The organism is Pseudomonas marincola, from assembly GCF_900682675.2.
GTDB lineage: Bacteria > Pseudomonadota > Gammaproteobacteria > Pseudomonadales > Pseudomonadaceae > Aquipseudomonas > Aquipseudomonas marincola.
The window spans coordinates 4,611,164-4,636,523 of record NZ_LR215729.2 but is presented as its reverse complement, the minus strand read 5'-3'; the positions used below and the strand labels follow the sequence as shown (position 1 = coordinate 4,636,523).

Genomic DNA, 25,360 nt, shown 5'->3' with positions numbered 1-25,360 from the left:
CGCAGCGCCACGGCACTGCGCACGGCTGCTATTTCTTAGCCTGATGTGGAGGTGGCGCAATGGCCACGCAAAAATCCTGGGTGCAGCGCTGCCTGACGCCCAAGGTCGATCTGCCGCATAAACTCACCCTTGCCGCCGGCGCACTCTGCTGGATTGTGGTGTTTGGTTTGTGGGCGATTCTTTCGTATGGCGCCATGGTGCCGAGCATGTTCCTGCCAACGCCCGGCGATGTGATCAGCGCCGGTGTGCGCCTCGCGAGCGATGGCACGCTGGGCAAGCATGTATTCGCCAGTGTTGAAGTGGTGGTTATCGGCTTTGTTGTTTCATCGCTGGTCGCTGTACCGCTGGGGTTGCTGATGGGCAGCTTCCGTATTGTTCAGGCGGTGCTTGAGCCGCTGGTCAACTTTATCCGTTACTTGCCAGTGACCTCATTCGTGCCGCTGTTCATCTTGTGGATCGGCATCGGTCTTGAGCAGCGCGTCACGGTGATTATCTTCGGTGTGTTCTTCCAGCAGCTGGTGATGATTGCCGACGTGTCCAAAGGCATTTCCAAAGACCTGCTCAACGCCAGCTACACCCTCGGCGCGAGCCGTCGTGATGTGGTCATGCATGTCTTGGGCCCGGCATCGTTGCCAGGCGTGCTCGACACCCTGCGCGTGACCATGGGCTGGGCCTGGACGTATCTGGTGGTGGCCGAGCTGGTAGCCGCATCCAGTGGCCTCGGCTACATCAGCCTCAAGGCCATGCGCGGCTTCCAGGTGGATGTAATTTTCCTGGCGATTGCGATTATTGGTTTGCTCGGTCTGATGACCGATCAACTGTTCCGAATTCTCCGACTGAAGGTGGCGTCATGGGCTCAGTAGCAGCGATGCAACTCGAACTTCCTACCTCGCTTGCAGCGCCGGATACAGCGCCCGCGCGACTGCGTGTAGACAACGTCAGCCTGCGCTATCGCACGCCGTCGGGCAGTACGTTCAGCGCGCTGGAAAATGTCTCTTTCGAGGTGCCGGATCAGCAGTTTGCGGTCATTGTCGGGCCGTCCGGCTGCGGCAAGTCCAGCCTGTTGTATCTCACCGCTGGCCTCGCTGAACCGAGTGACGGTGAAATCTATGTGGGCGGCGCCAAGGTCGACGGGCCCGGTGCGGATCGCGGCATGGTGTTCCAGAGTTACACCCTGTTCCCGTGGCTGACCGTACGCGAGAACATCGAATTTGGCCTCAAGCGCAAACGGATTGCCGCTGCCGAGCGTAAGGAAATTGTCGACTTCTATCTCAATGAAGTCGGCCTGAATAACTTTGCCGATAACTATCCAAAGCAACTGTCGGGCGGGATGATGCAGCGTGTGGCAATTGCCCGTGCGCTGGCCAATGATCCGCAAATCTTGCTGATGGACGAACCATTCGGTGCGCTCGACAGCCAAACCCGCATGCAGATGCAGCAATTGCTGCTGCGCATTTGGGAGCACAGCAAAAAGACCGTGGTGTTCGTCACGCACGATATCGATGAGGCTGTGTTGCTGGGTGATCGGGTGTATGTGATGGGCGCCCGGCCGGGGCGGATCAAGGAAATTCTCGATGTGCCTATCGAGCGGCCACGGACCATGGACATGGTCATGGAGCCGGACTTTATCCGCATGAAGCGCCAGATTCTCGGGTTGCTTCACGATGATCTGCAAGAGGCGCATTAAGTTATAGCAAGACTGCGACTCGGGTTATCCGCAGCTACGCGCTGGCTGTGGATAACCCGAGTTGCGCGATGGCTGTTATCAGTCAAGAAATTGCAGGTTCAGGCTCATGAAAACTTGCCATTCAGGCTGGCCCGGCCCTCTGTCGGCAACTGATACCTGAGGCTCGATGAAAAAGTTGTAGACCGTTTTCTTTTGCTTGAATACCTGGCCGATACCGAGACCCAGCGGCACGCTGTAGTTGTCGTTCTCGATGTTATAAGTCCAGATCGGCGCCGCCCGCAGGTACGTGCCGCCGCCGAGTTGGTAGAAGGCGAATGGCTGGAACGCCGCTATATTCACGTCCTCGCGACTTTCATTGCCGGCGAAGCTTTGTTGCCACGACAACAAGTAGCCGTATTGAAATTTGGGCGAGCTGGCATTGAACAGCACGTTAACCAAACCCCCTGACCACTTCTCACTGCCGAGTTCGTCATCGGTTGCGGTGCGCGCGGTCAATTGTGGGCCCACACCAAAGCTGACAGCAGGATCGCCAGTGTCGATCAGGTAGGCGGCAAACAGGTTCAGGTCACCAATACCTGTGGTGCGACCACTGCTGGTGGCAGACGGGAAACTGTTGATTGGTAACGAGGCACGCAACAACCAATTGCTTTCACCAACACTGAAGGGCTTGGCGTAGCGAAACCAGAACTGGTCCGCTGACTTATCCGATTCGGTAAGTTCGCCGATGTAGTAGTTCTGCAGATTGAATGCCGTCATATTGGCGAGCGGGTTGTTCGCTTGCGCGGCGGAGTCGGTGGTCTCTTCTGCTGAAAGTGCGCCTTGGGAGAGCGCAAAAGCAGCGGCAGCAAGGGGGTATTTGAGCCTCGTAATCATCGCGTGAGTCCTTTTGTTTCCAATCAAAAATTCGCAATTCCAGTGCACGGATCAAGCGTTACATGCCCTCAAATTAGCTTGGGCTTTGGGCGCTTTCAATGATTAGTTCAGATTAGACTCTTTCAGAATGAGTGTCGGAAAAAGTCTGAACTAAAGTGCTGTTGAGGCCAGACAGCACTTAGTTCACAGGCAGGAAGTTGCGGTTCTGACAAAGGCTCAGCGCCTTTGTTATCAGTCGACTTTGAGGACTTTGGCGAGGATTATCTTTGGCCCTTTCATTTTTTTAACGATGATGCGCAAGCCATCGCTTTCGATCACTTCTTCTTCTTCTGGCATGCGCTTGAGGGTTTCGTAGATCAGGCCGGCCAGCGTTTCAGCGTCGAGGTGGTCAAGGTCGATGCCGAGCAGGCGTTCAATCTTGAACAGTGGTGTATCGCCGCGTACCAACAATTTGCCTGGCTGATAGGCGACGATGCCGCGCTCGGTTTTGCGGTGTTCATCCTGAATGTCGCCGACCAGTGCTTCTAGCACGTCTTCCATGGTCAGGTAGGCGATAACCTTGCCGTCGGCTTCCTCGACCAACGCAAAGTGCGAGCCACCCTGACGAAATTGCTCAAGCAGATTCGACAGCGGCATATGCCGGCTGACGCGTTCGATCGGGTGCATCAGTTCGCTGATATTCAGCGCCGACGGGAGCATTTCCAGCAGCGACAAGTGCAGCAGCAAGTCTTTGATATGCAGCACGCCGACATAGTCTTCGCGTTCGCTGTCGTACACCGGATAGCGGCTGTATTTGTGCCGGCGAAACACCGAGAACACTTCATCCAGCGGCGCCTTCAGGTCGATATGCACCAGGTCTTCACGTGAGTTGGCCCAGTCAACCACCTCCAGTTCACCCAGTTCGACGGCCGACGCCAGCACGCGCATGTCCTGATCGTTGGGGTCTCTGGCGCGGCTTGAGTGAAGGATTAGTTTCAGTTCGTCGCGGCTGTAGTGATGGTCGTGATGCGGGCCGGGTTCACCCTGACCGGCCACCCGCAAAATCGCGTTGGCGCTGGCGTTGAGCAAGAAAATCGCCGGGTACATGGCCCAGTAGAACAGGTACAACGGCCCTGCTGTCCACAGCGACAGCAGCTCGGGTTTGCGGATGGCCCATGACTTGGGCGCAAGCTCGCCGACCACGATGTGCAGGTACGAAATAATGAAGAAGGCGGTGAAGAAGGCGATACCGCTGACCAGCTTCGGCGAGTCGATCCCGATGCTGCCCAGCAGTGGTTCGATCAGGTGCGCGAACGCCGGCTCACCGACCCAGCCAAGGCCGAGCGATGCCAGGGTAATACCCAATTGGCAGGCAGAAAGATAAGCGTCGAGTTGATTGTGTACGGTGCGCAGAATGTGCCCGCGCCAGCCGTGTTTGGCGGCGAGGCTTTCCACTTTGGTCGAGCGTAGCTTGACCATGGCGAACTCGGCGGCAACAAAGAAGCCGTTGAGAAACACCAGAAAAATAGCGAACAGAACAAGCCCGAAATCGGCGAAGTAGGATGCAGCAGAGTAACTAGAGGAGGGGTCCATTAGGGTTTCAGTTGGCCAATGAGGACATTAGATTGGGGGCTTTGGCCCGGCTTTTCAAGAGCCAGATGCGCAAGTCAGATGCCTGAGCGGATTAACCGGTACAGGCACCTGCTGGCGCGTCAGTTGGCTATTGGTTACGCCGGACCATCTGCGCGCTGGGGAAATGGCAGGTGAACGTGCTGCCCTTGCCCTGCGTGCTGCTGATGTCAAGCGTGCCGCGATGGCGCAGCAATACGTGCTTCACAATCGCCAGACCGAGGCCGGTGCCGCCTGTGTTGCTGGCGCGGCTGGAGTCGACCCGATAGAAACGCTCGGTCAGGCGCGGCAAATGTTTGGCCTCAATGCCCAGCCCCGTGTCTTTGACCTCCATGTGCGCGCCGCGCTCATCGCCCCACCAGCGGATGTGGATTTCGCCTTCGTCCGGGGTGTACTTGACCGCATTGAACACCAGATTGGAAAACGCACTGCGCAACTCGGCTTCGCTGCCTTTGAGCTTGAGGTGCGGGTCTGCTTCCAGCGTGATGCGGTGATGGCGCTCAGCCGACAAGGCCTGCGCATCGTTCTTGATCGACAGCAGCATCAGGTCGATCGTCACCGGCGCGTTATCCGACGGATAATCTGTGGCCTCGAGCTTGGCCAGCAGGAGCAAGTCATTGAGCAGATTCTGCATGCGCCCACCTTGCTGCTGCATCTGTTGCAGCGCCCGCAGCCAGCGCGGATTGATGGCATCCACGTTGTCGAGCAAGGTTTCGAGGTAACCGGAAATCACCGTCAGTGGCGTGCGCAACTCATGCGATACGTTGGCGACGAAGTCTTTGCGCATCTGCTCCAGCTGATGCAGACGGGTCACGTCGCGCACCAACATCAAGTGCTCACGGTTGCCGTATTGGGTGATATGGAACTGCAAGCGGCGGCGGTCATTAACCGGCGAGGGCAGGTCCAGCGGCTCGGCGTAGTTCTCGCCGTCGAAGTATTCCTTGAAGCGCGGATCACGCACCAGGTTGGTAATCGGCTGGCCGCTGTCTTGTGGGGTTTTAAGCCCGAGCAAGGTTTCGGCGGCAATGTTCCACCAGTCCAGATTGCCATCGCTGTCGAGCATCACCACGGCGTCTTTCAGGGCAGTGGTGGATTCCTGTACCCGGTCGATCACCGCTTGCAGGCGGCCACGCACGCGCTGGTCGCGACGTTGCAGGTGGTAGATGCTGTCGAACACTTCACCCCAAAGGCCGTAGCCCACGGGCGGTGCTTCGTCGCCTTGCTGGGTCTTCAGCCATTCATGCAGGCGCAGCAGTTGGCGGAGGTTCCAGAACAGGTAAATGCTCAGGCCTGCGAGCAGGGACCATGCGTAATAGCCCGTCACCATGCCGACCAGTGAACTGACGAGTACGATCAGGATTACGCGTCGGATGATGATTGCACGCCAGTTTTGATTCACTTAGAGCTCATCCGCCAATTAGTCCTTATTGCCGGTTAGTTCACCGGTAGCCCCGGTAAGCATCCACTCTTGCTGCCAGCCGCTTGATGGCGGCGCACAGGGTTGTCGCTGATTCAGCTCTTGGTCGAAAAGCGGTAGCCAGTGCCGCGTACCGTTTGTACCAGATTTTCATAGGCATCGCCGAGGGCTTTGCGCAGACGGCGGATGTGCACATCGACTGTACGTTCCTCGACGTAGACGTTGCCACCCCAAACCTGATCCAGCAATTGGCCGCGGGTATAGGCGCGTTCCTGGTGAGTCATGAAAAATTGCAGCAGGCGGTATTCGGTCGGGCCCATTTCGGCAGGCTTGCCGTCGATGGTCACGCGATGGCTGACCGGGTCGAGCAGCAGGCCGCCAATCTCGATCGGACCTTCGCTGTCGCTTGGCCCGGCGCGGCGCAATACAGCCTTGAGCCGTGCAACCAGCTCGCGCGGCGAGAACGGTTTGGTGATGTAGTCATCGGCGCCGACTTCAAGACCCTGGATCTTGTTGTCTTCCTCGCCTTTGGCCGTGAGCATGATGATCGGGATGTCGCCGGTCAGCTCGTCACGCTTGAGACGGCGCGCCAACTCGATACCCGAAGTGCCGGGCAGCATCCAGTCGAGCAATATCAGGTCGGGCTTACGGTCGACGATGATCGTGTGCGCCTGTTGGGTGTTTTCCGCTTCCAGGCATTCATAGCCTGCCATCTCCAGCGCAACCGCGATCATTTCGCGGATTGGCGCCTCGTCATCGACGATCAGAATACTCTTGCCAGCCATGGTTAAGCCTCGGTCCTTAAAACTGTCATGCGCCGCATTAGATAACGGAATTATTGCAGTGATATGACAGTGTGACGTTGCTTTGTCTGCAATCAGCGCATTGCGTAGTCGATAACCAGACCCAGAAAGATCGCTAAACCGGCCCAATGGTTGTGCAAAAATGCTTTGAAACAGACCATCGGCTCGCGGTTGCGGGTGCTCCAGAACTCCCAGATAAAGCAAGCCGCAGCGCCGATCAGGCCCAGATAGAAGTACAGGCCGAGCTCGAAACGTGCGCCCGCCATCAACAGGCAAAGCAGTGCCAGCGATTGCAGCAGCAGAATGACGATGCGGTCGGCATCGCCAAACAGAATGGCGGTCGATTTAACCCCGATTTTCAGGTCGTCTTCGCGATCGGCCATCGCGTAATAGGTGTCGTAGCCCACTGTCCACAGCAGGTTGGCGATATACAACAGCCACGCTGCGGGCGGCACGTTGCCGGTTTCGGCGGTAAATGCCATCGGCATGCCCCACGAAAAAGCCGCGCCCAGCACCACCTGTGGATAAAACGTATAGCGCTTCATGAACGGGTAGCAGGCCGCGAGCGCCAGCCCGCCAAACGACAGCCAAATGGTATTGGCGTTGGTAAACAACACCAATATGAAACTCAACGCCACCAGCACGGCAAACAACACCAGCGCCTCACGGCCTTTGATCTTGCCGCTGGCCAGGGGCCGAGCCTGTGTGCGTTTTACGTGGCCATCGAAATTGCGGTCGGCGTAATCATTGATCACACAGCCGGCAGCGCGCATCAGAACCACCCCGACCACGAAGATCAGCACGTTCTTCACGCTCGGGTTGCCGTCGCCTGCAATCCACAAGGCCCAGAGTGTTGGCCACAGCAGCAGGTAAATGCCGATGGGCTTTTCCATGCGCGTCAGCTGGATAAAGTCCCAGGCGCGTGGGTGCAGGTGGTTGAGCGATTGCAGCAGGCGGGTATACATCTAATGCGTCTCCGTGGGAGTTGCGCGGATTATACGGATGCGCGCCGCACAATCGTAGAACACATGCCGGCGCTGTGGCGCAGTCGAGTTATCCACAGGCGCGAGGTGTGTGCGGGTTAACAGTCGACTTTTGCGGCGAGCCAGAAGTCCGGTAGGAATACCTCGGCCACCAGCACTGCCAGTTCGCCGCGACTAAAGCACGAACGCCGCGCCCACAGCCGCTCGGCGCGAACCTCTGGCGGCAAGTGCGCGGCCGGATAATGGCATGCCTGAAGTTCGCCGCGATCAAACGCCGGGTTGCTGAACAGCAACTCACCCAGCGAGCGGCTGCCGAGCTTGCCCAGATCAAAGCCGGAGCCTTGCAGGGCGCTGCGTGCGGCTACGCTGCGGGCAAATACCCAGGGTTGTTCATGGCCGCGCAAGTACACCTCGCGCACCCAGCCCTGGCTGCCTTCCGGCACATTCAGCGCGCTGCATTCATCGGCCCGCAGGCGCTGCCAGCCTTCATCCAAAGGCACTACGCTGAAATTGTTCGCCGACAAGCCAATCAGGCGCTGGGTCAGCGAGTCCTGATTGATGAACAGCCAGTTGTGCACGCCGGCGCTGGGGGCCGGTTGCAGTTGTTTGGCGGTTAGCCAGCGGGGCGGGTGAGCTAATACGGCGTGGGGCACGGGATTATTTCACGGCAATTTGGCGGGCTGCGAGTTTATCACGCAGCCGCATCACGACCAGCCTTCGAGGCGCATGGTGGCCCGAACCAGACGCTGTTCTTCGAGCTCGATGTCTTTCAGGTTGTCGCGGATGCTGTGGATATGTTCGCGGGCAGCCCGCTGCGCCTGCTCGGGCAAGCGCTCGATAATCGCGTGATAAAGCCGCGAGTGCTGGCGGTCGATCTGGCGCTTTTGCAGCGGCCGGTGATAGAGGTTGTTGACCGAGGCAAACACCGTGTTGAGCATCAGGTCGGTGAGCGATTGCAGGGTGTACAGCAGCACCGGGTTGTGTGAAGCGTCGCAAATCGCCAGGTGAAAGGCATGGTCGAGCCGCGCATGTTCGCTGGGCTCCAGTGGCACTGGTTGGCTGTGTGCGGCGACCATTTCTTCATAACAGCGTGTCAGCAAAACAAAGTCTGCATCGGTGCCACGCAGCGCTGCCAGGCGTGCCGATTCGGCTTCCAGCAATGCGCGCACTTCCAGCAGGTCGAACAATGTGCGCGGTTGCGAGCTGAACAGGTGCATCAGCGGTGTGCTGTCGCGCGGCCCGCTGAGGTCGGAGATTCGTGAGTTGCGGCCTTGCGCCGTTTCGATAATGCCGCGCCCGCGCAGCACTTTAAGGCCTTCACGCAGCGCTGAGCGCGAGATGCCCAGCTTCTCGCACAGGCGTCTTTCCGAGGGCAGGGGCTGGCCGGCCTTGAGTACACCGTCGACGATCAGGCGCTCGATTCGTTCAGCGACGACATCGCTGACCTGACGGCGAGCAGCAGGTGTGTTTTCGGTCATTTATTGAATTTCCTACAACTGGTCGTACCAGTTTATACAAGCCTGTCTGTTTCGTCTTGCCGCATTCTCTCTGGCCGCTGACTATGGGCTATACAGGCACCTGTTGTGCAGTATGGCTGATTTTAAACTGGTATGACCAGTAAGTGTTTGAGTAGACGCCAGCGGTTCATCGGCTTATTTATGTTGGCATACCGCACGCTGCACTACGTCTGCTGCGCGCAATAAAAATGAACGTTGCCTGATTCGAGCCTGCCATGAGCATTCTGTACGACGAACGAGTCGACGGTGCGCTGCCCAAAGTCGATAAACCGGCTTTGCTCAGTGCTCTACGTGAGTCTCTGCCTGATCTTGAGGTGTTACACACCCAGGAAGACCTCAAACCTTACGAGTGTGACGGTCTTTCCGCCTATCGCACCACGCCGATGATGGTGGTGCTGCCCGAGCGCCTGGAGCAGGTCGAAACCTTGCTTAAGCTTTGCTACAAGCGGCAGGTTCCGGTGGTCGCACGCGGCGCTGGCACTGGTTTGTCCGGCGGTGCATTGCCATTGGAGCAGGGCATTCTGCTGGTCATGGCGCGCTTCAACAAAATTCTCGAAGTTAACCCGCAAGGTCGTTTTGCCCGGGTGCAGCCCGGTGTGCGCAATTTGGCGATCTCGAATGCGGCCGCCCCTTACGACATGTATTACGCGCCGGACCCGTCTTCGCAAATCGCCTGCTCGATTGGCGGCAACGTTGCCGAGAACGCAGGTGGCGTGCACTGCCTGAAGTACGGCCTGACCGTGCATAACCTGCTCAAGGTGGAAATTCTCACCGTTGAAGGCGAGCGCATGACGCTCGGCAGCGATGCGCTGGATTCGCCGGGCTTTGACCTGCTGGCGCTGTTCACCGGCTCCGAAGGCATGCTCGGCATTGTTACCGAAGTTACCGTCAAGCTGTTGCCTAAGCCGCAGGTTGCCAAGGTTTTGCTGGCCAGCTTCGATTCGGTTGAAAAGGCCGGCCGCGCCGTCGGCGACATCATCGCCGCGGGCATCATTCCGGGTGGTCTGGAGATGATGGACAACCTGGCGATTCGCGCCGCAGAAGACTTTATCCGCGCCGGTTATCCGGTCGAGGCAGAAGCGATTCTGCTGTGTGAACTTGATGGCGTCGAAGCCGATGTTCACGACGAATGCGAGCGTGTGCGTCTGGTGCTTGAGAAGGCCGGTGCGACAGAAGTGCGTCTGGCCAAAGATGAGGCCGAGCGCGTCAAGTTCTGGGCCGGTCGCAAGAATGCATTCCCGGCAGTTGGGCGTATTTCGCCGGACTACTACTGCATGGACGGCACCATTCCGCGCCGCGAATTACCCGGCGTTCTCAAGGGCATTGCCGAAATTTCCGCTGAGCACGGCCTGCGTGTCGCCAACGTATTCCACGCCGGTGACGGCAACATGCACCCGCTGATTCTGTTTGATGCCAACCAGCCAGGCGAGCTTGAGCGTGCTGAAGCTGTAGGCGGCAAGATTCTCGAATTGTGCGTCAAGGTCGGTGGCAGCATCACCGGCGAGCACGGTGTAGGCCGTGAAAAAATCAATCAGATGTGCGCGCAGTTCAACAGTGATGAGCTGACCTTGTTCCACGCCGTAAAAGCCGCCTTCGACCCGAGTGGCTTGCTTAATCCCGGCAAGAACATTCCGACTTTGCACCGTTGCGCCGAGTTTGGCTCGATGCACGTGCACCACGGCCAGCTGCCATTCCCTGAACTGGAGCGTTTTTGATGTCTGCATTCGATGCCAGCCAGGCGCTGCTGGAACAGGTTAATCATGCCCTTAACAATCAGGGCACATTGCGCATTCAAGGCACCAACAGCAAAGCATTTCTCGGCCGCCCGGTAAGTGGTGAAGTGCTCGACATGCGCAGCCACAGCGGTATTGTCAGCTACGACCCGACCGAGCTGGTGATTACCGCTCGCGCCGGTACGCCGTTGGCAGAGCTTGAGGCGGCGCTGGACGCAGCAGGGCAAATGCTGCCATGCGAGCCGCCGCACTTTGCCGAAGGCGGCACGGTCGGCGGCATGGTGGCTGCCGGTATTTCCGGTCCGCGTCGGCCATGGGCGGGCTCGGTGCGTGATTATGTATTGGGTACACGGGTCATCACCGGGCACGGCAAGCATTTGCGCTTTGGCGGCGAAGTAATGAAGAACGTCGCCGGTTACGACCTGTCGCGTTTGCTGTCCGGTAGCTTCGGTTGCCTTGGCGTGCTCACCGAAGTGTCGCTCAAAGTGCTGCCAAAACCCCGCCAATGCCTGAGCCTGCGGGTGGAAATGGACACTCAAACCGCGTTGCTGAAACTGGCTGAATGGGGCCAGCAGCCTGTGCCGATCAGCGCCGCCTGCCATGACGGCAGCGCACTGTATTTGCGTCTTGAGGGCGGTGAGGGTTCGGTTGCAGCGGCGCGTGAGCGCATTGGCGGTGAAGAGCTGTCAGCCACATTCTGGAGTGACCTGAACGAGCAGCGTTTGCCGTTCTTTGCAGGCGCCAAGACGCTGTGGCGTTTGTCGGTGCCGAACAACACCGGGGTATTGGAACTTGAAGGTGAGCAGTTGCTCGACTGGGGTGGCGCGCAGCGCTGGCTCAAGTCTGATGCCGACGCGCAGGCGATTCGCGCGGCCGTGAGCAAGGTTGGCGGCCACGCCACTTGCTTCACTGCGGGCGCCAGCGACAGCCCGTTCCAGCCTTTGGCAGCGCCACTGCTGCGTTATCACCAGCAGCTCAAAGCGCAACTCGACCCGCAGGGGATTTTTAACCCCGGGCGTATGTATTCGGAAGTTTAAGTATGCAGACTAATCTAAGCGAACAAGCCAAGCGTCTGCCGCGCGCCGCCGAGGCAGAAAGCATTCTGCGCTCCTGCGTGCACTGTGGTTTTTGCAACGCAACGTGCCCGACCTATCAATTGCTTGGCGACGAACTAGACGGCCCGCGTGGGCGTATCTATCTGATCAAGCAGGTGCTCGAAGGCAACGAAGTTACCGCCAAGACTCAGCAACATCTCGACCGCTGCCTGACCTGCCGCAACTGTGAAACGACCTGCCCGTCGGGCGTGCAGTATCACAACCTGCTCGATATCGGTCGCGCCGTGGTCGATGCCGCAGTACCGCGCCCGTTGGGTGAGCGCATGCTGCGTGAAGGCCTGCGCATGATGACGCCGAACCCCGGCGTGTTCAAAGCCATGACCCAGCTCGGTCAGGTGTTCAAGCCGGTGCTGCCGGAAGCCCTGAAGAACAAGCTGCCGCGTGAAGTACGCCCGGCCAAGCCCCGCCCTGAGATGCGTCATGCACGTCAGGTATTGATGCTCGAAGGCTGTGTGCAGCCCGGTTTGTCGCCTAATACCAATGCGGCGACTGCGCGGGTTCTCGATCGTCTGGGCATCAGCGTCAAGCCGATTGCTCAGGCCGGTTGCTGCGGCGCGGTGGACTATCACCTGAACGCGCAGGAAGCTGGTTTGCAGCGGGCGCGGCGCAACATCGATGCCTGGTGGCCAGCCGTCGAGGCGGGCGCAGAAGCCATCGTGCAGACCGCCAGTGGCTGCGGCGCATTCGTCAAAGATTACGCGCACATGCTCAAGGACGACCGCGAGTATGCGAAGAAAGCCGAGCGTATCAGCGCCCTCAGCAAAGATCTGGTCGAGGTTCTGCGTGAAGAGCCATTAGAGACATTGACCGGCACGGCAGGCAAGCGTCTGGCGTTCCATTGTCCATGTACCTTGCAGCACGCCCTGAAGCTGGGCGGCGAGGTCGAGGCGGTGCTCAGCAAGCTCGGTTTCAGCCTGACCCAAGTGCCAGACAGCCATCTTTGCTGCGGCTCTGCCGGTACCTATTCAATCACCCAGCCAGAGCTTTCCAAGCAGCTGCGTGACAACAAGATGAATGCCCTCGAAAGCGGTAAGCCCGAGGTTATCGTCACCGCCAATATCGGTTGCCAGACCCACCTCGACGGAGCCGGGCGTACGCCTGTGCGCCACTGGATCGAGCTGGTCGAAGAAGCCCTGAACTAGGAGATTTACATGCAAACCAAAGCCGTACTGGGTCTACAGGAAGCCAGCCAGATCATCGCCGCCGCACGTGCCGAGGCCGAAGCCAACAACTGGGCTGTGGCCATTGCAGTAGTCGATGACGGTGGCCATCCGCTGGCGTTGGAGCGTCTCGACGGTTGCGCGCCAATCGGTGCGTACATCGCTCAGGAAAAAGCCCGCACCTCTGCGCTGGGCCGCCGCGAATCGAAAATTTATGAAGACATGGTCAATGGCGGTCGCAATGCGTTCATTTCAGCGCCATTGCTGACCTCGCTGGAAGGCGGTGTACCGGTTGTCGTAAACGGCCAGATCGTTGGTGCCGTGGGCGTGTCCGGCGTTCGCGCCGATCAGGACTCGCAGATTGCCAAGGCGGGTGCTTCGAGCGTGGCATAAGCAGCTGCTCGCACCCCTTGCAACCCATTGAAAGGAGATTTTGAAATGACCGATCGAGTTAATTGCCATGGCCTGCAAGTGGCCAGCAACCTGCAGCGTTTTGTTGATGAAGAAGTGCTGCCGGGCAGCGGTCTGGAGCGCGAAGCATTCTGGAGCGGTTTTGCGGCGCTGGTGCATGACCTTGCACCGAAGAATCGCCAGCTGTTGGCCGAGCGTGATCGCCTGCAAATTGAACTAGACCAGTGGCACCGCGCCAATCCGGGCCCAGTCAAGGACATGCCGGCTTACCGCAGCTTCCTTGAGTCGATCGGTTATCTGTTGCCGCAACCTGCAAGCGTGCAGGCCAGCACCGCCAATGTAGACTCGGAAATCGCCACTCAGGCAGGCCCGCAGTTGGTCGTGCCGGTGATGAATGCGCGCTACGCGCTCAACGCCGCCAACGCCCGTTGGGGTTCACTGTATGACGCGTTGTACGGCACTGACGCTATCTCCGAGGCTGACGGCGCAAGCAAAGGGCCGGGCTACAACGAAGTGCGTGGCGCCAAGGTTATTGCCTTTGCCCGCGGTTTTCTCGATCAGGCAGCGCCGCTGGCCAAGGGCTCGCACGTTGATGCCGTGCGCTACCAGATTGCCGATGGCCAACTGCTGGTGAGCTTGCGTGATGGCAGCGAGAGCGGCCTGCGTGAGCCACAGAAGTTTGTCGGCTATCAGGGTGAAGTTGCTGCGCCTACCGCGCTGCTGCTGAAGAACAACGGCCTGCATGTCGAGATTCAGATCGATGCGCAAAGCCCGATCGGCAAAACCGATCCGGCTGGCGTCAAAGACCTGCTGATCGAGGCGGCGCTGTCGACGATTCTCGATTGCGAAGATTCGGTTGCAGCAGTTGATGCCGACGACAAAGTGGTCATCTACCGCAACTGGCTCGGCCTGATGAAGGGCGATCTGCGTGAAGACCTGGAGAAGGGCGGCAAGGTTATTACCCGTAGCCTTAACCCTGATCGTCAGTACACCGCGGTGGATGGCTCGGCGCTGACCCTGCATGGTCGTTCATTGCTGTTCGTGCGTAACGTCGGCCACTTGATGAGCAACCCGGCGATTATCGACGCTGAAGGTTTTGAAATCCCGGAAGGTATTCTCGATGGCGTGATGACCACGCTCATCGCCATGTATGACCTGCAGCGCAAAGGCAACTCGCGCACTGGCAGCGTCTACATCGTTAAGCCGAAGATGCATGGCCCGGCAGAGGTGGCGTTCGCCAACCAACTGTTCGGCCGCGTTGAAGCGCTGTTGGGCCTGCCAGCCAACACCGTGAAAATGGGCATTATGGATGAAGAACGTCGCACCTCGGTCAACCTCAAGGCGTGTATCGCTGAGGCCGCTGCGCGCGTTGCATTCATCAACACCGGCTTCCTCGATCGCACCGGTGACGAGATGCACACAGCGATGGAAGCGGGCCCGATGCTGCGCAAAGGCGACATGAAGAGCAGCGCATGGATTCAGGCTTACGAGCGCAATAACGTGCTGGTCGGTCTTAACTGCGGCCTGCGCGGCAAGGCGCAGATCGGTAAAGGCATGTGGGCCATGCCGGATCTGATGGCTGCGATGCTCGAGCAGAAAATTGGTCACCCGAAAGCCGGTGCCAACACCGCCTGGGTGCCATCGCCAACGGCTGCGGTATTGCATGCATTGCACTATCACCAGGTTGATGTTCAGGCGGTTCAGCGTGAGCTGGAGATGATTGATCTCAACGCTCAGCGCAACAGCTTGCTCAATGATCTGCTGACAGTGCCGGTAAGCGCTGAGCGTAACTGGAGCGCAAGCGAGATTCAGCAAGAACTCGACAACAACTGTCAGGGTATTCTCGGCTACGTTGTACGTTGGGTTGAACAAGGTGTTGGTTGCTCGAAGGTGCCGGATATCCACAACGTCGGCCTGATGGAAGACCGGGCCACGCTGCGTATTTCCAGCCAGCATATTGCCAACTGGTTGCGCCACGGCGTGATCAGCGAAGCGCAGGTTGAGCAAAGCCTGCTGCGCATGGCCGAGGTGGTTGACCAGCAGAACGCGGGAGATCCGGTGTATCGTCCAATGGCAACCAATCCACAGCAATCCGCAGCCTTCCAGGCTGCAAGTGATCTGGTATTTAAGGGCTGTGAACAACCCAGTGGTTATACCGAACCTTTGCTGCATGCTTGGCGTTTGCGCTTCAAGCAGCAGTAAAGTGACATAGCAACAAGATTCGCCCCGCCAATTAACGTTGGCGGGGCTTTTGAGCATTAGCCCATACAGTAACTCTGTTGGGCTTCGGGGCAGAAGGAATGCCCTAGATGCGTGGCGCCGGGTTATCGCCCGGGAAATTAGCGGTTCACAAAAAAAATAAGGGACCCACAAAATGAGTCAAACCTTGCTCTCGATCCTGGCATTCGTGCCGTTGGTGCTGGCGGGTGTTTTGCTGATCGGCTTTCGCTGGCCAGCCAAATACGCAATGCCGGTGGTTTTTTTACTTACGGCAATCATCGGGTTAACCGCCTGGGACATGTCACTGGTACGGGTAGTGGCTTCAAGTCTGCAAGGCTTGGTGCTGACCGCGTCGATCCTGTGGATCATCTTTGGCGCGATCTTGCTGCTCAACACACTCAAACATTCGGGTGGCATCAGCGCCATTCGCCGTGGTTTTTCGGGCATCAGCCCGGACCGTCGCGTGCAGGCACTGATCGTCGCCTGGCTGTTTGGTTGCTTCATTGAAGGGGCATCCGGCTTCGGTACGCCGGCTGCGGTGGCTGCGCCATTGCTCGTCGCGCTGGGTTTCCCGGCTCTGGCAGCAGTGGTTTTGGGGATGATGGTGCAGTCGACTCCGGTATCCTTCGGTGCCGTGGGTACGCCAATGTTGGTGGGTGTTGCGGGTGGTCTGGATAAAACCGGCCTGACCGAACAGCTGGCAACACTGGGCAGCAGCTGGGACATCTTCTTCCAGATGATCGTCTCGCGTGTGGTAATCCTGCACGGCGTGATCGGTCTGCTGATGCCGCTGTTCATGCTGTCGATCATGACCCGCTTCTTCGGTAAGAATCAGTCGTGGAAGGAAGGCCTGCAAATGGCCCCGTTCGCGATCTTTACCGGTCTGGCTTTCTCGCTGCCGTACATGGCTGCTGGGGTATTCCTGGGTCCTGAGTTCCCGTCGATGATCGGTGCTCTGGTAGGTCTGGCAATCGTTATTCCAGCGGCCAAGGCCGGTTTCCTGCTGCCAAAGGAAACATGGGACTTCGCTGACGCCAAAGACTGGCCAGCCGAGTGGATGGGCAAGATCGAGATGAAACTCGATGACATCGCCGGTAAAACGCCGATTTCCGTGCCGATGGCATGGGCGCCGTACCTGCTGTTGGCGGTGTTCCTGGTTGCATCGCGGGTGTTCCCGGACTTGAAGAACGCGCTCAGCGCAGTGAGCTTCGGTTGGACTGACATTCTCGGCGAAGCCGGCGTGTCGGGTGCCATCCAGCCATTGTATCTGCCAGGCGGGATTCTGTGCATGGTGGTGTTGGTGACCTTCTTCCTGCACCGCATGCGCTTCTCCGAACTGACCGCTGCCATCAGTGAATCGAGCCGCACCCTGCTGGGCGCTGGTTTCGTGCTGATCTTCACCATTCCGATGGTGCGTATCCTGATCAACTCCGGTGTCAACGGTTCTGATCTGGTGTCCATGCCGGTGGCGATGGCGCAGTTGGTGGCTGACAGCGTGGGCGGTATTTACCCACTGTTCGCACCTGCAGTTGGCGGTCTCGGCGCGTTTATCGCCGGTTCGAACACCGTTTCCAACCTGATGCTCTCGCAGTTCCAGTTCAACGCAGCAGGCCTGCTGGGCGTGTCGGGTGCGATGATGGTGGCCGCGCAGTCGGTAGGTGCCGCAGCCGGTAACATGATCGCGATCCACAACGTGGTCGCAGCTTCGGCAACGGTCGGTTTGCTTGGTCGTGAAGGGATTACCCTGCGCAAAACCATGCTGCCAACGCTGTACTACCTCTTGGCTGCTGGCAGCCTGACGATGATTGCGATGTATGGCATGTCCATCGTTGATCCGTTGATGGCGGCTAAGTAAGCGCTTGAGTCAGGTGCCTGGCGGTCTTTGTGGGCGTCAGGCACCTGGTGGATTAATACACGTTCGTCGTGGCGGTGCTTGGCGGGTTCGGCTAATTACGTTAGTTTGCTCGCGCAATTACCCTGCGATTACCTGAGGTTGAAATGAAAAAGTGGCAATGTGTAGTCTGTGGGCTGGTATACGATGAAAGTCAGGGCTGGCCTGATGAAGGCATCGCCGCCGGCACAGCATGGCAGGATGTACCGGAAGACTGGCTTTGCCCGGATTGCGGTGTTGGCAAGATGGATTTCGAAATGATCGAAATCGGTTAATTCAGATTTCCCCAACGGCGGCCCTTGGCCGCCGTTTTTATTGGTGGTTCTGGCCAAGCGTGGCCACTGCGATAGACAATAGAGCAATGATTACCGGCAACTCTGGCGGAGGTTCACATGCGTAAGTGGCAATGTGTGGTCTGCGGTTTCATCTACGACGAAGCCGAAGGGCTGGTTGATGAAGGCATTGAGCCCGGTACCGCGTGGGAAGACATACCAGCAGACTGGGTGTGCCCGGATTGCGGGGTTGGCAAGGCCGATTTCGAGATGATCGAAATCAGCTGAAACCGGGCCAACCGACTATTGCTTAACTGTTTTTTGGCTGGTTGCAGCCGTTATAAATCTAATCAAGAGGCGTAAATAATGACTGCACCGGTCGTAATTATCGGCACCGGCCTGGCTGGCTATAACCTGGCGCGTGAGTTCCGCAAGCTCGACAGCGAAACCCCTTTGTTGCTGATTACGGCAGACGACGGCCGCTCCTATTCCAAGCCAATGCTTTCCACCGGTTTCGGCAAAAACAAGGATGCCGACAGCCTGAGCATGGCCGAACCCGGCGCGATGGCCGAGCAGTTGAATGCCGAGGTGCGCACCCACACCCAGATCACCGGAATTGACCCTGGCCACAAACAATTGTGGATCGGTGAAGAAGCGGTGGCGTACCGCGATCTTGTCTTGGCGTGGGGCGCTGAAGTGATTCGGGTGCCGGTTGAGGGCGATGCCAGTGAGCAGGTATTCCCAATCAATGACCTTGAAGACTACGCACGCTTTCGTGCGGCGGCCGAAGGCAAAAAACGCGTGCTGTTGCTCGGCGTCGGCCTGATCGGCTGTGAGTTCGCCAACGACCTGATGCTCGGCGGCTATCAAGTCGAACTCGTGGCGCCTTGCGAGCAAGTGATGCCCGCGCTGTTGCATCCGGCCGCCGCAGCGGCCGTGCAGGCAGGGCTTGAAGGGCTTGGCGCGCGTTTCCATCTGGGGCCGGTGCTCACGCGTCTCAACCATAAAGGCGAGGCGCTTGAAGCGGTGTTGTCGGATGGCACGGTGATCGAATGTGATCTGGTGCTTTCAGCAATTGGCTTGCGCCCGCGCACGGCGCTGGCGATGGCGGCAGGTCTGGAGGTTAATCGTGGCGTGGTGGTTGACCGTGAACTGCGCACCTCGCACAGCAACATTTTCGCGTTGGGCGATTGCGCCGAAGTCGACGGTCTCAATTTGCTCTACGTCATGCCGCTCATGAGTTGCGCACGGGCGCTGGCGCAAACATTGGCCGGTAACCCGACTGCAGTGAAGTACGGCGCCATGCCGGTTACGGTCAAAACCCCAATTTGCCCTCTGGTTGTGTCGCCAGTGCCGCACGGTTTGCAGGGTGAATGGACGGTTGAAGGCAGCGCTGGCGACATCAAAGCCCTGTGCCGAAATGCCTCGGGAGAACTGCTCGGTTACGCACTAACTGGGACTGCCGTTCAGGAAAAATTGGCACTGAATAAGCTACTTCCGGCCCTTTTGGCGTAATTAGCTTCCTTTCTGTCGGGTACGCCACAAAATCATCTTATTTTCCTGTAGGACGATGCTGGCATATCCCTTGAACGCATGCCATCCTCCAACGTGATTGCAGCAGCGTAGAGCCGCTGCATCGCCTTGGGCGCTGTTCAACTGGAACAGCCCGGACAAAACAACAACAAACCGTCATAGGGGCATTTATGCGTAAACCAGAACTTGCTGCAGCGATTGCAGAAAAAGCTGATCTGACTAAAGACCAGGCAAACCGCGTATTGAACGCTGTGTTGGAAGAAATCACCGGTGCACTGAACCGTAAAGACAGCGTCACGCTGGTCGGTTTCGGTACATTTGTGCAGCGTCATCGCGGTGCGCGTACCGGCAAGAATCCGCAAACCGGTCAGCCTGTGACCATCAAGGCCAGCAACACCGTCGCTTTCAAACCGGGCAAGTCCCTCAAAGATGCGGTAAATTAAACACAGAGTGTTTCATTTTCTGTGGATAAGTTCTGCAAAGCCCCGTGATTCGGGGCTTTGTGCTATCTGGGGTAAGTGAAAGTATCGAAACAGTGTTTCATTAAGTATTCAAAAGAAAAAGTGATCGCATTGAAGCAGTAGCGTTTCATTCTTGACGCCCATTTAGCCTGTCTATAGGCTTCCGTGCTCGTGAAAAAAGCGCGGTGTTTCATTTGAACAATTCAGTCTTTTCACTCACTACCGTCGTCTTTGATAAATTGGGCGGTATAAAACTAAAGTTAGTAACTGAAAGTAGCCAGGTTGATATATTTGCCGGCGCGTATGCTTTGCAACGATTCGACAATGGCTCGAAGCCAAACACCATAAGAGTTGATCAGAGTTCTATTTTGATCCTCTATCGATTCTGTGAAATTCAAAAAATAAATTTGATTGAGCGCGTTGCAAATCTTAATCCTCTTACAATCGGGGAGATTGAAGCTTTCTCATCGTATTGCGGCTTTGCTCAACAGACTGGCGAACAAGTTAATCCAAATTGGTATGGTGCCCGCATGCGAGGCGCAAAAAAATTTGTAGATTACCTATGGCTGTTCTATGAGGGGCGGTGTGCTCGAAACTTAGAACAACTTAAAATTGCTAAGCGTTCGTTTGAGAGGATGACTGCCGGCTTCAAGTTGTATATGAAAGCTCCTTACAGGGGCGATAAAAAAGACAGGATTGGCCTTACTCCTGAGCTTCAGGCTAAGTTCATTGCCATTATTGCCCCTGATGCAAGCAATAATTTAAATCCTTGGAAAATTTATAAGGTGCGATGGAGAAATTATATTCTCCTGCTTCTTTTGATGTTGGGCGGAAATCGTAAAGGTGAGACGTTGTTGTTGAAATTGAACAATTTTCAGCTCACAGGGATGCGAAAGTATTACGATATCGTCAAGAGTAAAGATGTGATTGATTATCCCCGCGCTGAGTCTCCTTCAGTTAAAACCCTCGGTCGGCAGGTAGTGTTACATGATCAGCTCGCTGCGCTGGTTGAACACTACATTGTGAATATCAGAAAAGAATTCATCGGCTGGCAGTCAACAAGCTATGTCTTCTTGTCTTACCGGGATGGGCGTCCTCTTTCAGTGCAGACTCCTAATTCAATTCTTAATGAGCTAATTAAACAATATCCAGAGTTTGTGGGCCTTCTCAGCCCTCATCGTCTTCGAAATACATTTCATGATCTTTTGAATCAGGCACTGGATAGAAAATTTAAAGGTGAAAGCGGTTTAAGTCGTAAGCTATTAAAAGCCCCTATTCAGGAAGCGGCAGGCGGCTGGGCTAAGAACAGTAATATGCCAGATCATTATGCAAAGGGATCGATACAAGCCAAAGTAGCTGAGTTACAAGCTCTGCTTCAACAAGAAACGCTTAAGGCGTAATCGGTTAATTAAATGAATGGACTTCAGACTCAGTGGGCGTTGGCTGCAAACGATGAGCTTTCAGATCTGTGGCCAGGAGGAGCTTTTGTAAAAAGTCGGCTTGGCTATGAAATCGAACTATTTGATGATCATGGGGGATTTCGATCTGTAATAAAATTGCCAGATGATACGGGTGAGTTTATTTATCTTAAATCACAGTATCTTAATCTTCTGGATACTGAATTAAGAGAGGTTGTGAGGAGTTACCTAAGGTATATATTGGAGCGGTATCACACTTCAACCGTTAGAATTAAATATAAATTTCTGGATTTTTTTGCCTGTGAGATTTCTAAAGGAGTTCATATCAACGACTTCTTGGGCGGACTTTCTGTGCTTGAAACTAAAGAAAAGGCGGCATTCATCTCTGCTTGTAAGGAATTCTTGAATTTTCTATTGCTTTGCGGATATGAAGATCTTTCGTTAGAGTCATATGAGGAGTTTCATAAGCTCCGAAATTATTCAGGTAAAGTAAATTCGTATTTAGCTCTATTTGTAATGGATGAAGCCAGAGGCCCATTTACAAGAGAGGAAATTTCCGTACTGTCGGATCAGGTTAATAATCAGCAGCTTCCGTTAGAATTTCGTTTGCTGTTAGATCTATGTTTATGTTTTGGATTGAGGCCGATACAAGTTTCTTTATTGAAACGAAAAGACTTCATTAAGGACGGTAAAAGCGGATTAAAATATCTTAACGTGCCGCGCGTGAAGCAAAATTCGCGCAATCGGCGAGTTCAATTCAGCTCTCGAATACTTACAGAAAGAACTGCAAGTCTTATCCAGGCTCACATGGTTTCTACAAAATTACCTGATGGTATTAATCCCGCAGAGCTTCCACTTTTTATTAGTTCAAATCCGATACATTTAGAAAGAGACGGCAATTCCTTAGGAAGTCACTACTGGGAAGATACAGAGCGGCTGTCAAGTGACTATTTTTCAGATGAGTCAAAGCGAGCCGTACTTTACCAAAAGTCGAGTGCCAGAATTAATTATATTCTCTGGGGAAATGAACATAGGCTGCCATTTTCCCCTCGTACCGGAAAGCAATTCAATTTATGTGCATATAGATTTCGTTATACGGTTGGCACGCAAGCAGTAATGTCCGGCTGTTCCCCAGAAGAGCTTGCCGATTTACTTGATCACAATGATACAAACAGTATTAAACACTACTTCAGATTCACTCATGAGATGTGGGAAATTCTCGAAAATGCCACGTTGAGTCGCATTGAACAGAAGCAATTCACAGCTGCTTGGATGAGAGAAGGTGACCTTGTAAATAATATATATAGTCATGTATGTGAGCCAAGAAATTTTAATGTTATAGGGAAGTGCGCGGCTCAATCAGTATGCTTCGAAGAACCAGCGGTAGCTTGCTATTCGTGTGACAGATTTTGCCCTAATAAAGATGTAGCAGCTCATGAAAGTGCTTTAGAGGGTTTGGTCGAGCGAAAAGATCAATTGTTAACTGTCAGCACCGCTAATGTAGTTTCAGTTATTGATCAGGCAATAGCTGGTTGCCGTGCTGCAATTGCCTACTCTGACGGGCAGGACGTGGTCCTAATTAATGTTAAGGAAATCTGAATGCAAAATGTAATGGCACAGGATATTTTGCATGAGGAGCTTCGGATTAAGCTAAGCCGTCTTGCCAGCATAGCTGAAGTGAGATTTTCAAAACTCGCATGCTTTAAAGGATCAAAGTGGGAGGATTTTTCCTGGTTATATAACGGCAGGCATAATGTTTATTTATTGGCTCGTGGAGAAACTAACCCAGAGTTAATGCTGCTGAACAAGGTCTTCTTGGTAAGTTATCTCTGGGGCAGAAGGTCGGATCACAATGGGATAACGGCTGGCCGTGTTATGGACTTGGCTGCTGCTGTTAAGTACATGGCTGTTCAGGGTGTTGTCAGCCTTAGAGGGATTGATCAATCTTCCTACATGACAACGTTCAAATATCTTATAGCTCACTATAAGTCACCTGCTGGAGCGTGTAGAGCGCTAAATTATTTTATTAGATTTGTCTTCGATTCTTCCTTGATCGTTAGCAATTTTGACCTCATAGGTATACAGGATTTACAAGATAAAGATAAGTATGGCCGTGTTGCCCTTGGAGAAAAACTGCCGCTTCCTGAGTTGGTCAAAACAATCATTGCGTTGAAGTGGGCGGTACAAGAGCAGTGGGATGGCAGCTTTCGTGCTCAGATGGATATGCTGTCTGTTCTGACTCAGGCATTTCAATATGGTTTAGGCTTAAGAATTGGCGAGGTTTTGCGGTTACCTAAGAATTGCTTAGTTACAATAAGTGGCGAACTGTATTGTAGAGTATGGACAGAAAAGGGTACGGCGCCGATCGCTAGGTATGTCCCTACTATCTGGAGAGATGCAATCTGTGAAGCGGTTCTGCGAATTGATGAAATTTGCGGACCCTATAGAGAGCAAGCGTTGAGCATTGAAGATGGTTCCTATGCCGAAAATCTGGATAATCGGTTTCAGACAAGAATAGAAGCGATTGATCGGCATGTTCAGTCTGCTTTAGACCGTCTTTATAAAAAAATTGAGTCTAATGCCTCAGAGGCTGAGAGGCAGTTGCGTCTTCTTAAGTATCTGCCTGATGATGAACTTGTCGAACTTAAAAATTTGGGTGAATACTTACCATTTGCCTCAAAATCAAGAGACTCAAATGCGCTCCTCAAATTTTACAAAAAAAACGGCTTTAAGGTGACTTCAAAATCGCTAGGAAAAGTAAAGTGTGCTTATTATTTACGAGGCTTTGATGTTAAGCAGCGTCTTGTCCAATTGATAGAGCTCCGCCGAAATGTTGTTTTATATTCTGAGTTTTTTGAGGTGCTTCATAATCGTAAACCTGAAGGAAGTCGTTCTAAGGATGTGCACGCTCTAAAAGATAGGTTGAAGTCGCAAAACCTGGCTTCTCTGGAGGCCTTTGCTTTGACAGGTGAGCCGTGCCTTCATGGCGCAAGAATCGTATATCTTAGTAGTGACGACGCAGTCGCAGCAATACGCACTATTGTCAGTGGTGGTTATAATTACGATGCTTATATCCCGATATTAGATGCTGAAAAGCTCTACCCAGAACTGTTTAACCAGAAGACTATGACCTCCATCGCAAATGGTAGTGAAACTGGATTTTACTCGTTTTTAAGAGTCACAGAGGAGCGAAAGACTTTTTACAGACCGGCCCCGGATAACATTAGGCTAAAATATCATGCCGTATCTGGGTTCTTGGTTGAACAGGCCAGCATTAAAAGCGCCGTCGTAGATGCTTTTGTATCAGTTAATACGAAAGTTAAATCAGAACTAATACAGGGAATTAAAGAGGAGCTTCTAGCGGATGGAGTAGAGATTGGTTCGGCTACATTTGGGATAAATCAAAAGGTCTCTGATTATTTATTTGTTGTTCCAAGCAATCTTGGCGGTGTGTATAACGAACACATTCCATCTACCCTTGGTTATTTCTCTGTTCTATATGCGATAAAACCAGCTAGGCAGGGGCAGTCAGCGTTTCTCCGTTACGGTGTTGTAGCCAATGAAGAGATTGTAAGTACGTTTCAGACCCACAAGGGACGACATTGGCAAACTAATTCACTTTTCCGGGCCGGTTTGGCTGCAAGTATTGTCAATAAGTGGATGGGAAGATCTGACAGTCAAGGTGAGCATTACGATCATCAGACTGCTAAAGAACGTGCTGAGAAGGTCGGTGAACTTATGCTTTCTGAGCAGTCCCGATTTATTGGTGATTTGGCGAATAAGGTCAAGATTTGGAATGACAATAATATTCCGACCCAGAATGTGCAGGCTTTTTTGACTGATATGCTGCAAACCGTACATTACGGTCCGCTTGGACATTGTTTTCGTGATATTAATTTGAAGCCCTGCGAATTTCATCTGAAGTGTCTGACCGGTAATTCAGGAAAGGGCTGTAGAGAGTTTGTTGTAGATCTTTTAGATCCAGTTCAAATTAAGCAAGTCGAGTCAGAGCGTAATAGAGCAGAAATGGAGTTGGCGCGGCTTTTTGAAGCCTTGAATAGACCCGGTATCCCGGTAGAGTCTGTTGAAATGCATATTGAACATCAAATGGCGATTTTTAGAAATGCTTCTTATATTTTAGATAGTTCTGAGATGGTGCTTAACGACATTCAAGTTGAAAAGAGTAAGGACTATCAACCATTTAAGACCGGTGGCTCTGTTCCAAGCGACTGTGTATTCCAATGTGGAGTAGCTTGAT

Annotated in this window: 22 protein-coding genes; 15 read left to right on the top strand and 7 right to left on the bottom strand. The window is 54.6% G+C overall.

From position 1 onward, the window contains the following. The first annotated feature begins 59 nt into the window (after positions 1-59). Positions 60-863, top strand: coding sequence for an ABC transporter permease (locus PMYSY11_RS21240; protein WP_090512337.1), 804 nt, complete (start codon positions 60-62; stop codon positions 861-863). Further along, positions 851-1,687 (top strand): ABC transporter ATP-binding protein, encoded by an 837-nt coding sequence (locus PMYSY11_RS21235; protein ID WP_069899940.1) that lies wholly within the window; start codon positions 851-853, stop codon positions 1,685-1,687. The genes PMYSY11_RS21240 and PMYSY11_RS21235 overlap by 13 nt, the downstream gene beginning before the upstream one ends. Positions 1,688-1,765: 78 nt before the next feature. On the opposite strand, the gene PMYSY11_RS21230 is transcribed toward PMYSY11_RS21235, so the two are convergent. The 7 genes from PMYSY11_RS21230 to glcC all read right to left on the bottom strand — a co-directional run bounded on the left by PMYSY11_RS21230 (position 1,766) and on the right by glcC (position 8,849). After that, positions 1,766-2,560 carry a hypothetical protein gene (locus tag PMYSY11_RS21230; protein WP_150547913.1) on the bottom strand — a complete coding sequence of 265 codons (795 nt, stop codon included), beginning with the start codon at positions 2,558-2,560 and terminating at the stop codon, positions 1,766-1,768. Positions 2,561-2,791: 231 nt separating this feature from the next. Continuing rightward, on the bottom strand, positions 2,792-4,132 hold the full coding sequence (locus tag PMYSY11_RS21225; protein ID WP_090512335.1) for a hemolysin family protein: 1,341 nt from the start codon (positions 4,130-4,132) through the stop codon (positions 2,792-2,794). 127 nt (positions 4,133-4,259) lie between these two features. Then, the gene (gene phoR, locus PMYSY11_RS21220) at positions 4,260-5,567 is read right to left on the bottom strand and encodes a phosphate regulon sensor histidine kinase PhoR (protein ID WP_069899937.1); all 1,308 of its coding nucleotides are present in this window, start codon (positions 5,565-5,567) and stop codon (positions 4,260-4,262) included. A gap of 113 nt (positions 5,568-5,680) precedes the next feature. Next, entirely contained in the window at positions 5,681-6,370 is a 690-nt protein-coding gene (phoB, locus tag PMYSY11_RS21215) for a phosphate regulon transcriptional regulator PhoB (protein WP_069899936.1), read from the bottom strand. 92 nt (positions 6,371-6,462) lie between these two features. Continuing rightward, positions 6,463-7,353 carry a 4-hydroxybenzoate octaprenyltransferase gene (gene ubiA / locus PMYSY11_RS21210; RefSeq protein WP_150547912.1) on the bottom strand — a complete coding sequence of 297 codons (891 nt, stop codon included), beginning with the start codon at positions 7,351-7,353 and terminating at the stop codon, positions 6,463-6,465. A 116-nt stretch (positions 7,354-7,469) separates the two neighbouring features. Next, on the bottom strand, positions 7,470-8,024 hold the full coding sequence (locus tag PMYSY11_RS21205; protein WP_150547911.1) for a chorismate--pyruvate lyase family protein: 555 nt from the start codon (positions 8,022-8,024) through the stop codon (positions 7,470-7,472). A gap of 51 nt (positions 8,025-8,075) precedes the next feature. Next, a complete protein-coding gene (glcC, locus tag PMYSY11_RS21200) occupies positions 8,076-8,849 on the bottom strand; it encodes a transcriptional regulator GlcC (protein ID WP_069899933.1) in 774 nt (257 codons plus the stop codon). Positions 8,850-9,103: 254 nt separating this feature from the next. On the opposite strand from glcC, the gene glcD reads away from it, so the two are divergent. The 13 genes from glcD to PMYSY11_RS21135 all read left to right on the top strand — a co-directional run bounded on the left by glcD (position 9,104) and on the right by PMYSY11_RS21135 (position 25,359). Further along, positions 9,104-10,603 (top strand): glycolate oxidase subunit GlcD, encoded by a 1,500-nt coding sequence (glcD, locus tag PMYSY11_RS21195; RefSeq protein WP_069899932.1) that lies wholly within the window; start codon positions 9,104-9,106, stop codon positions 10,601-10,603. Then, the gene (gene glcE / locus PMYSY11_RS21190) at positions 10,603-11,658 is read left to right on the top strand and encodes a glycolate oxidase subunit GlcE (RefSeq protein ID WP_090512323.1); all 1,056 of its coding nucleotides are present in this window, start codon (positions 10,603-10,605) and stop codon (positions 11,656-11,658) included. Before glcD ends, glcE begins: the two co-directional genes overlap by 1 nt. Positions 11,659-11,660: 2 nt before the next feature. Further along, positions 11,661-12,878, top strand: a complete 1,218-nt coding sequence (glcF, locus tag PMYSY11_RS21185) for a glycolate oxidase subunit GlcF (protein ID WP_069899930.1) — start codon at positions 11,661-11,663, stop codon at positions 12,876-12,878. Between the two features lie 9 nt (positions 12,879-12,887). Then, the gene (locus PMYSY11_RS21180; RefSeq protein WP_069899929.1) at positions 12,888-13,289 is read left to right on the top strand and encodes a heme-binding protein; all 402 of its coding nucleotides are present in this window, start codon (positions 12,888-12,890) and stop codon (positions 13,287-13,289) included. Between the two features lie 45 nt (positions 13,290-13,334). Further along, the gene (locus PMYSY11_RS21175; RefSeq protein WP_150547910.1) at positions 13,335-15,509 is read left to right on the top strand and encodes a malate synthase G; all 2,175 of its coding nucleotides are present in this window, start codon (positions 13,335-13,337) and stop codon (positions 15,507-15,509) included. 172 nt (positions 15,510-15,681) lie between these two features. Further along, positions 15,682-17,382 carry an L-lactate permease gene (locus tag PMYSY11_RS21170; protein WP_069899927.1) on the top strand — a complete coding sequence of 567 codons (1,701 nt, stop codon included), beginning with the start codon at positions 15,682-15,684 and terminating at the stop codon, positions 17,380-17,382. Between the two features lie 143 nt (positions 17,383-17,525). Beyond that, complete coding sequence (locus tag PMYSY11_RS21165) at positions 17,526-17,693, top strand: rubredoxin (RefSeq protein ID WP_069899926.1); 168 nt, start codon at positions 17,526-17,528, stop codon at positions 17,691-17,693. A 117-nt stretch (positions 17,694-17,810) separates the two neighbouring features. Further along, the gene (locus PMYSY11_RS21160; RefSeq protein ID WP_069899925.1) at positions 17,811-17,978 is read left to right on the top strand and encodes a rubredoxin; all 168 of its coding nucleotides are present in this window, start codon (positions 17,811-17,813) and stop codon (positions 17,976-17,978) included. Between the two features lie 78 nt (positions 17,979-18,056). Next, the gene (locus PMYSY11_RS21155) at positions 18,057-19,205 is read left to right on the top strand and encodes an NAD(P)/FAD-dependent oxidoreductase (RefSeq protein WP_069899924.1); all 1,149 of its coding nucleotides are present in this window, start codon (positions 18,057-18,059) and stop codon (positions 19,203-19,205) included. Between the two features lie 188 nt (positions 19,206-19,393). Further along, positions 19,394-19,666, top strand: coding sequence for an HU family DNA-binding protein (locus PMYSY11_RS21150; RefSeq protein WP_069899923.1), 273 nt, complete (start codon positions 19,394-19,396; stop codon positions 19,664-19,666). A gap of 212 nt (positions 19,667-19,878) precedes the next feature. Then, positions 19,879-21,084 carry a site-specific integrase gene (locus tag PMYSY11_RS21145; protein ID WP_150547909.1) on the top strand — a complete coding sequence of 402 codons (1,206 nt, stop codon included), beginning with the start codon at positions 19,879-19,881 and terminating at the stop codon, positions 21,082-21,084. A 12-nt stretch (positions 21,085-21,096) separates the two neighbouring features. Next, positions 21,097-22,701, top strand: coding sequence for a site-specific integrase (locus PMYSY11_RS21140; protein WP_010490641.1), 1,605 nt, complete (start codon positions 21,097-21,099; stop codon positions 22,699-22,701). Beyond that, positions 22,702-25,359: a hypothetical protein gene (locus tag PMYSY11_RS21135; protein ID WP_069899921.1), complete on the top strand. Its 2,658-nt coding sequence runs from the start codon at positions 22,702-22,704 to the stop codon at positions 25,357-25,359. Position 25,360 lies beyond the last annotated feature (1 nt).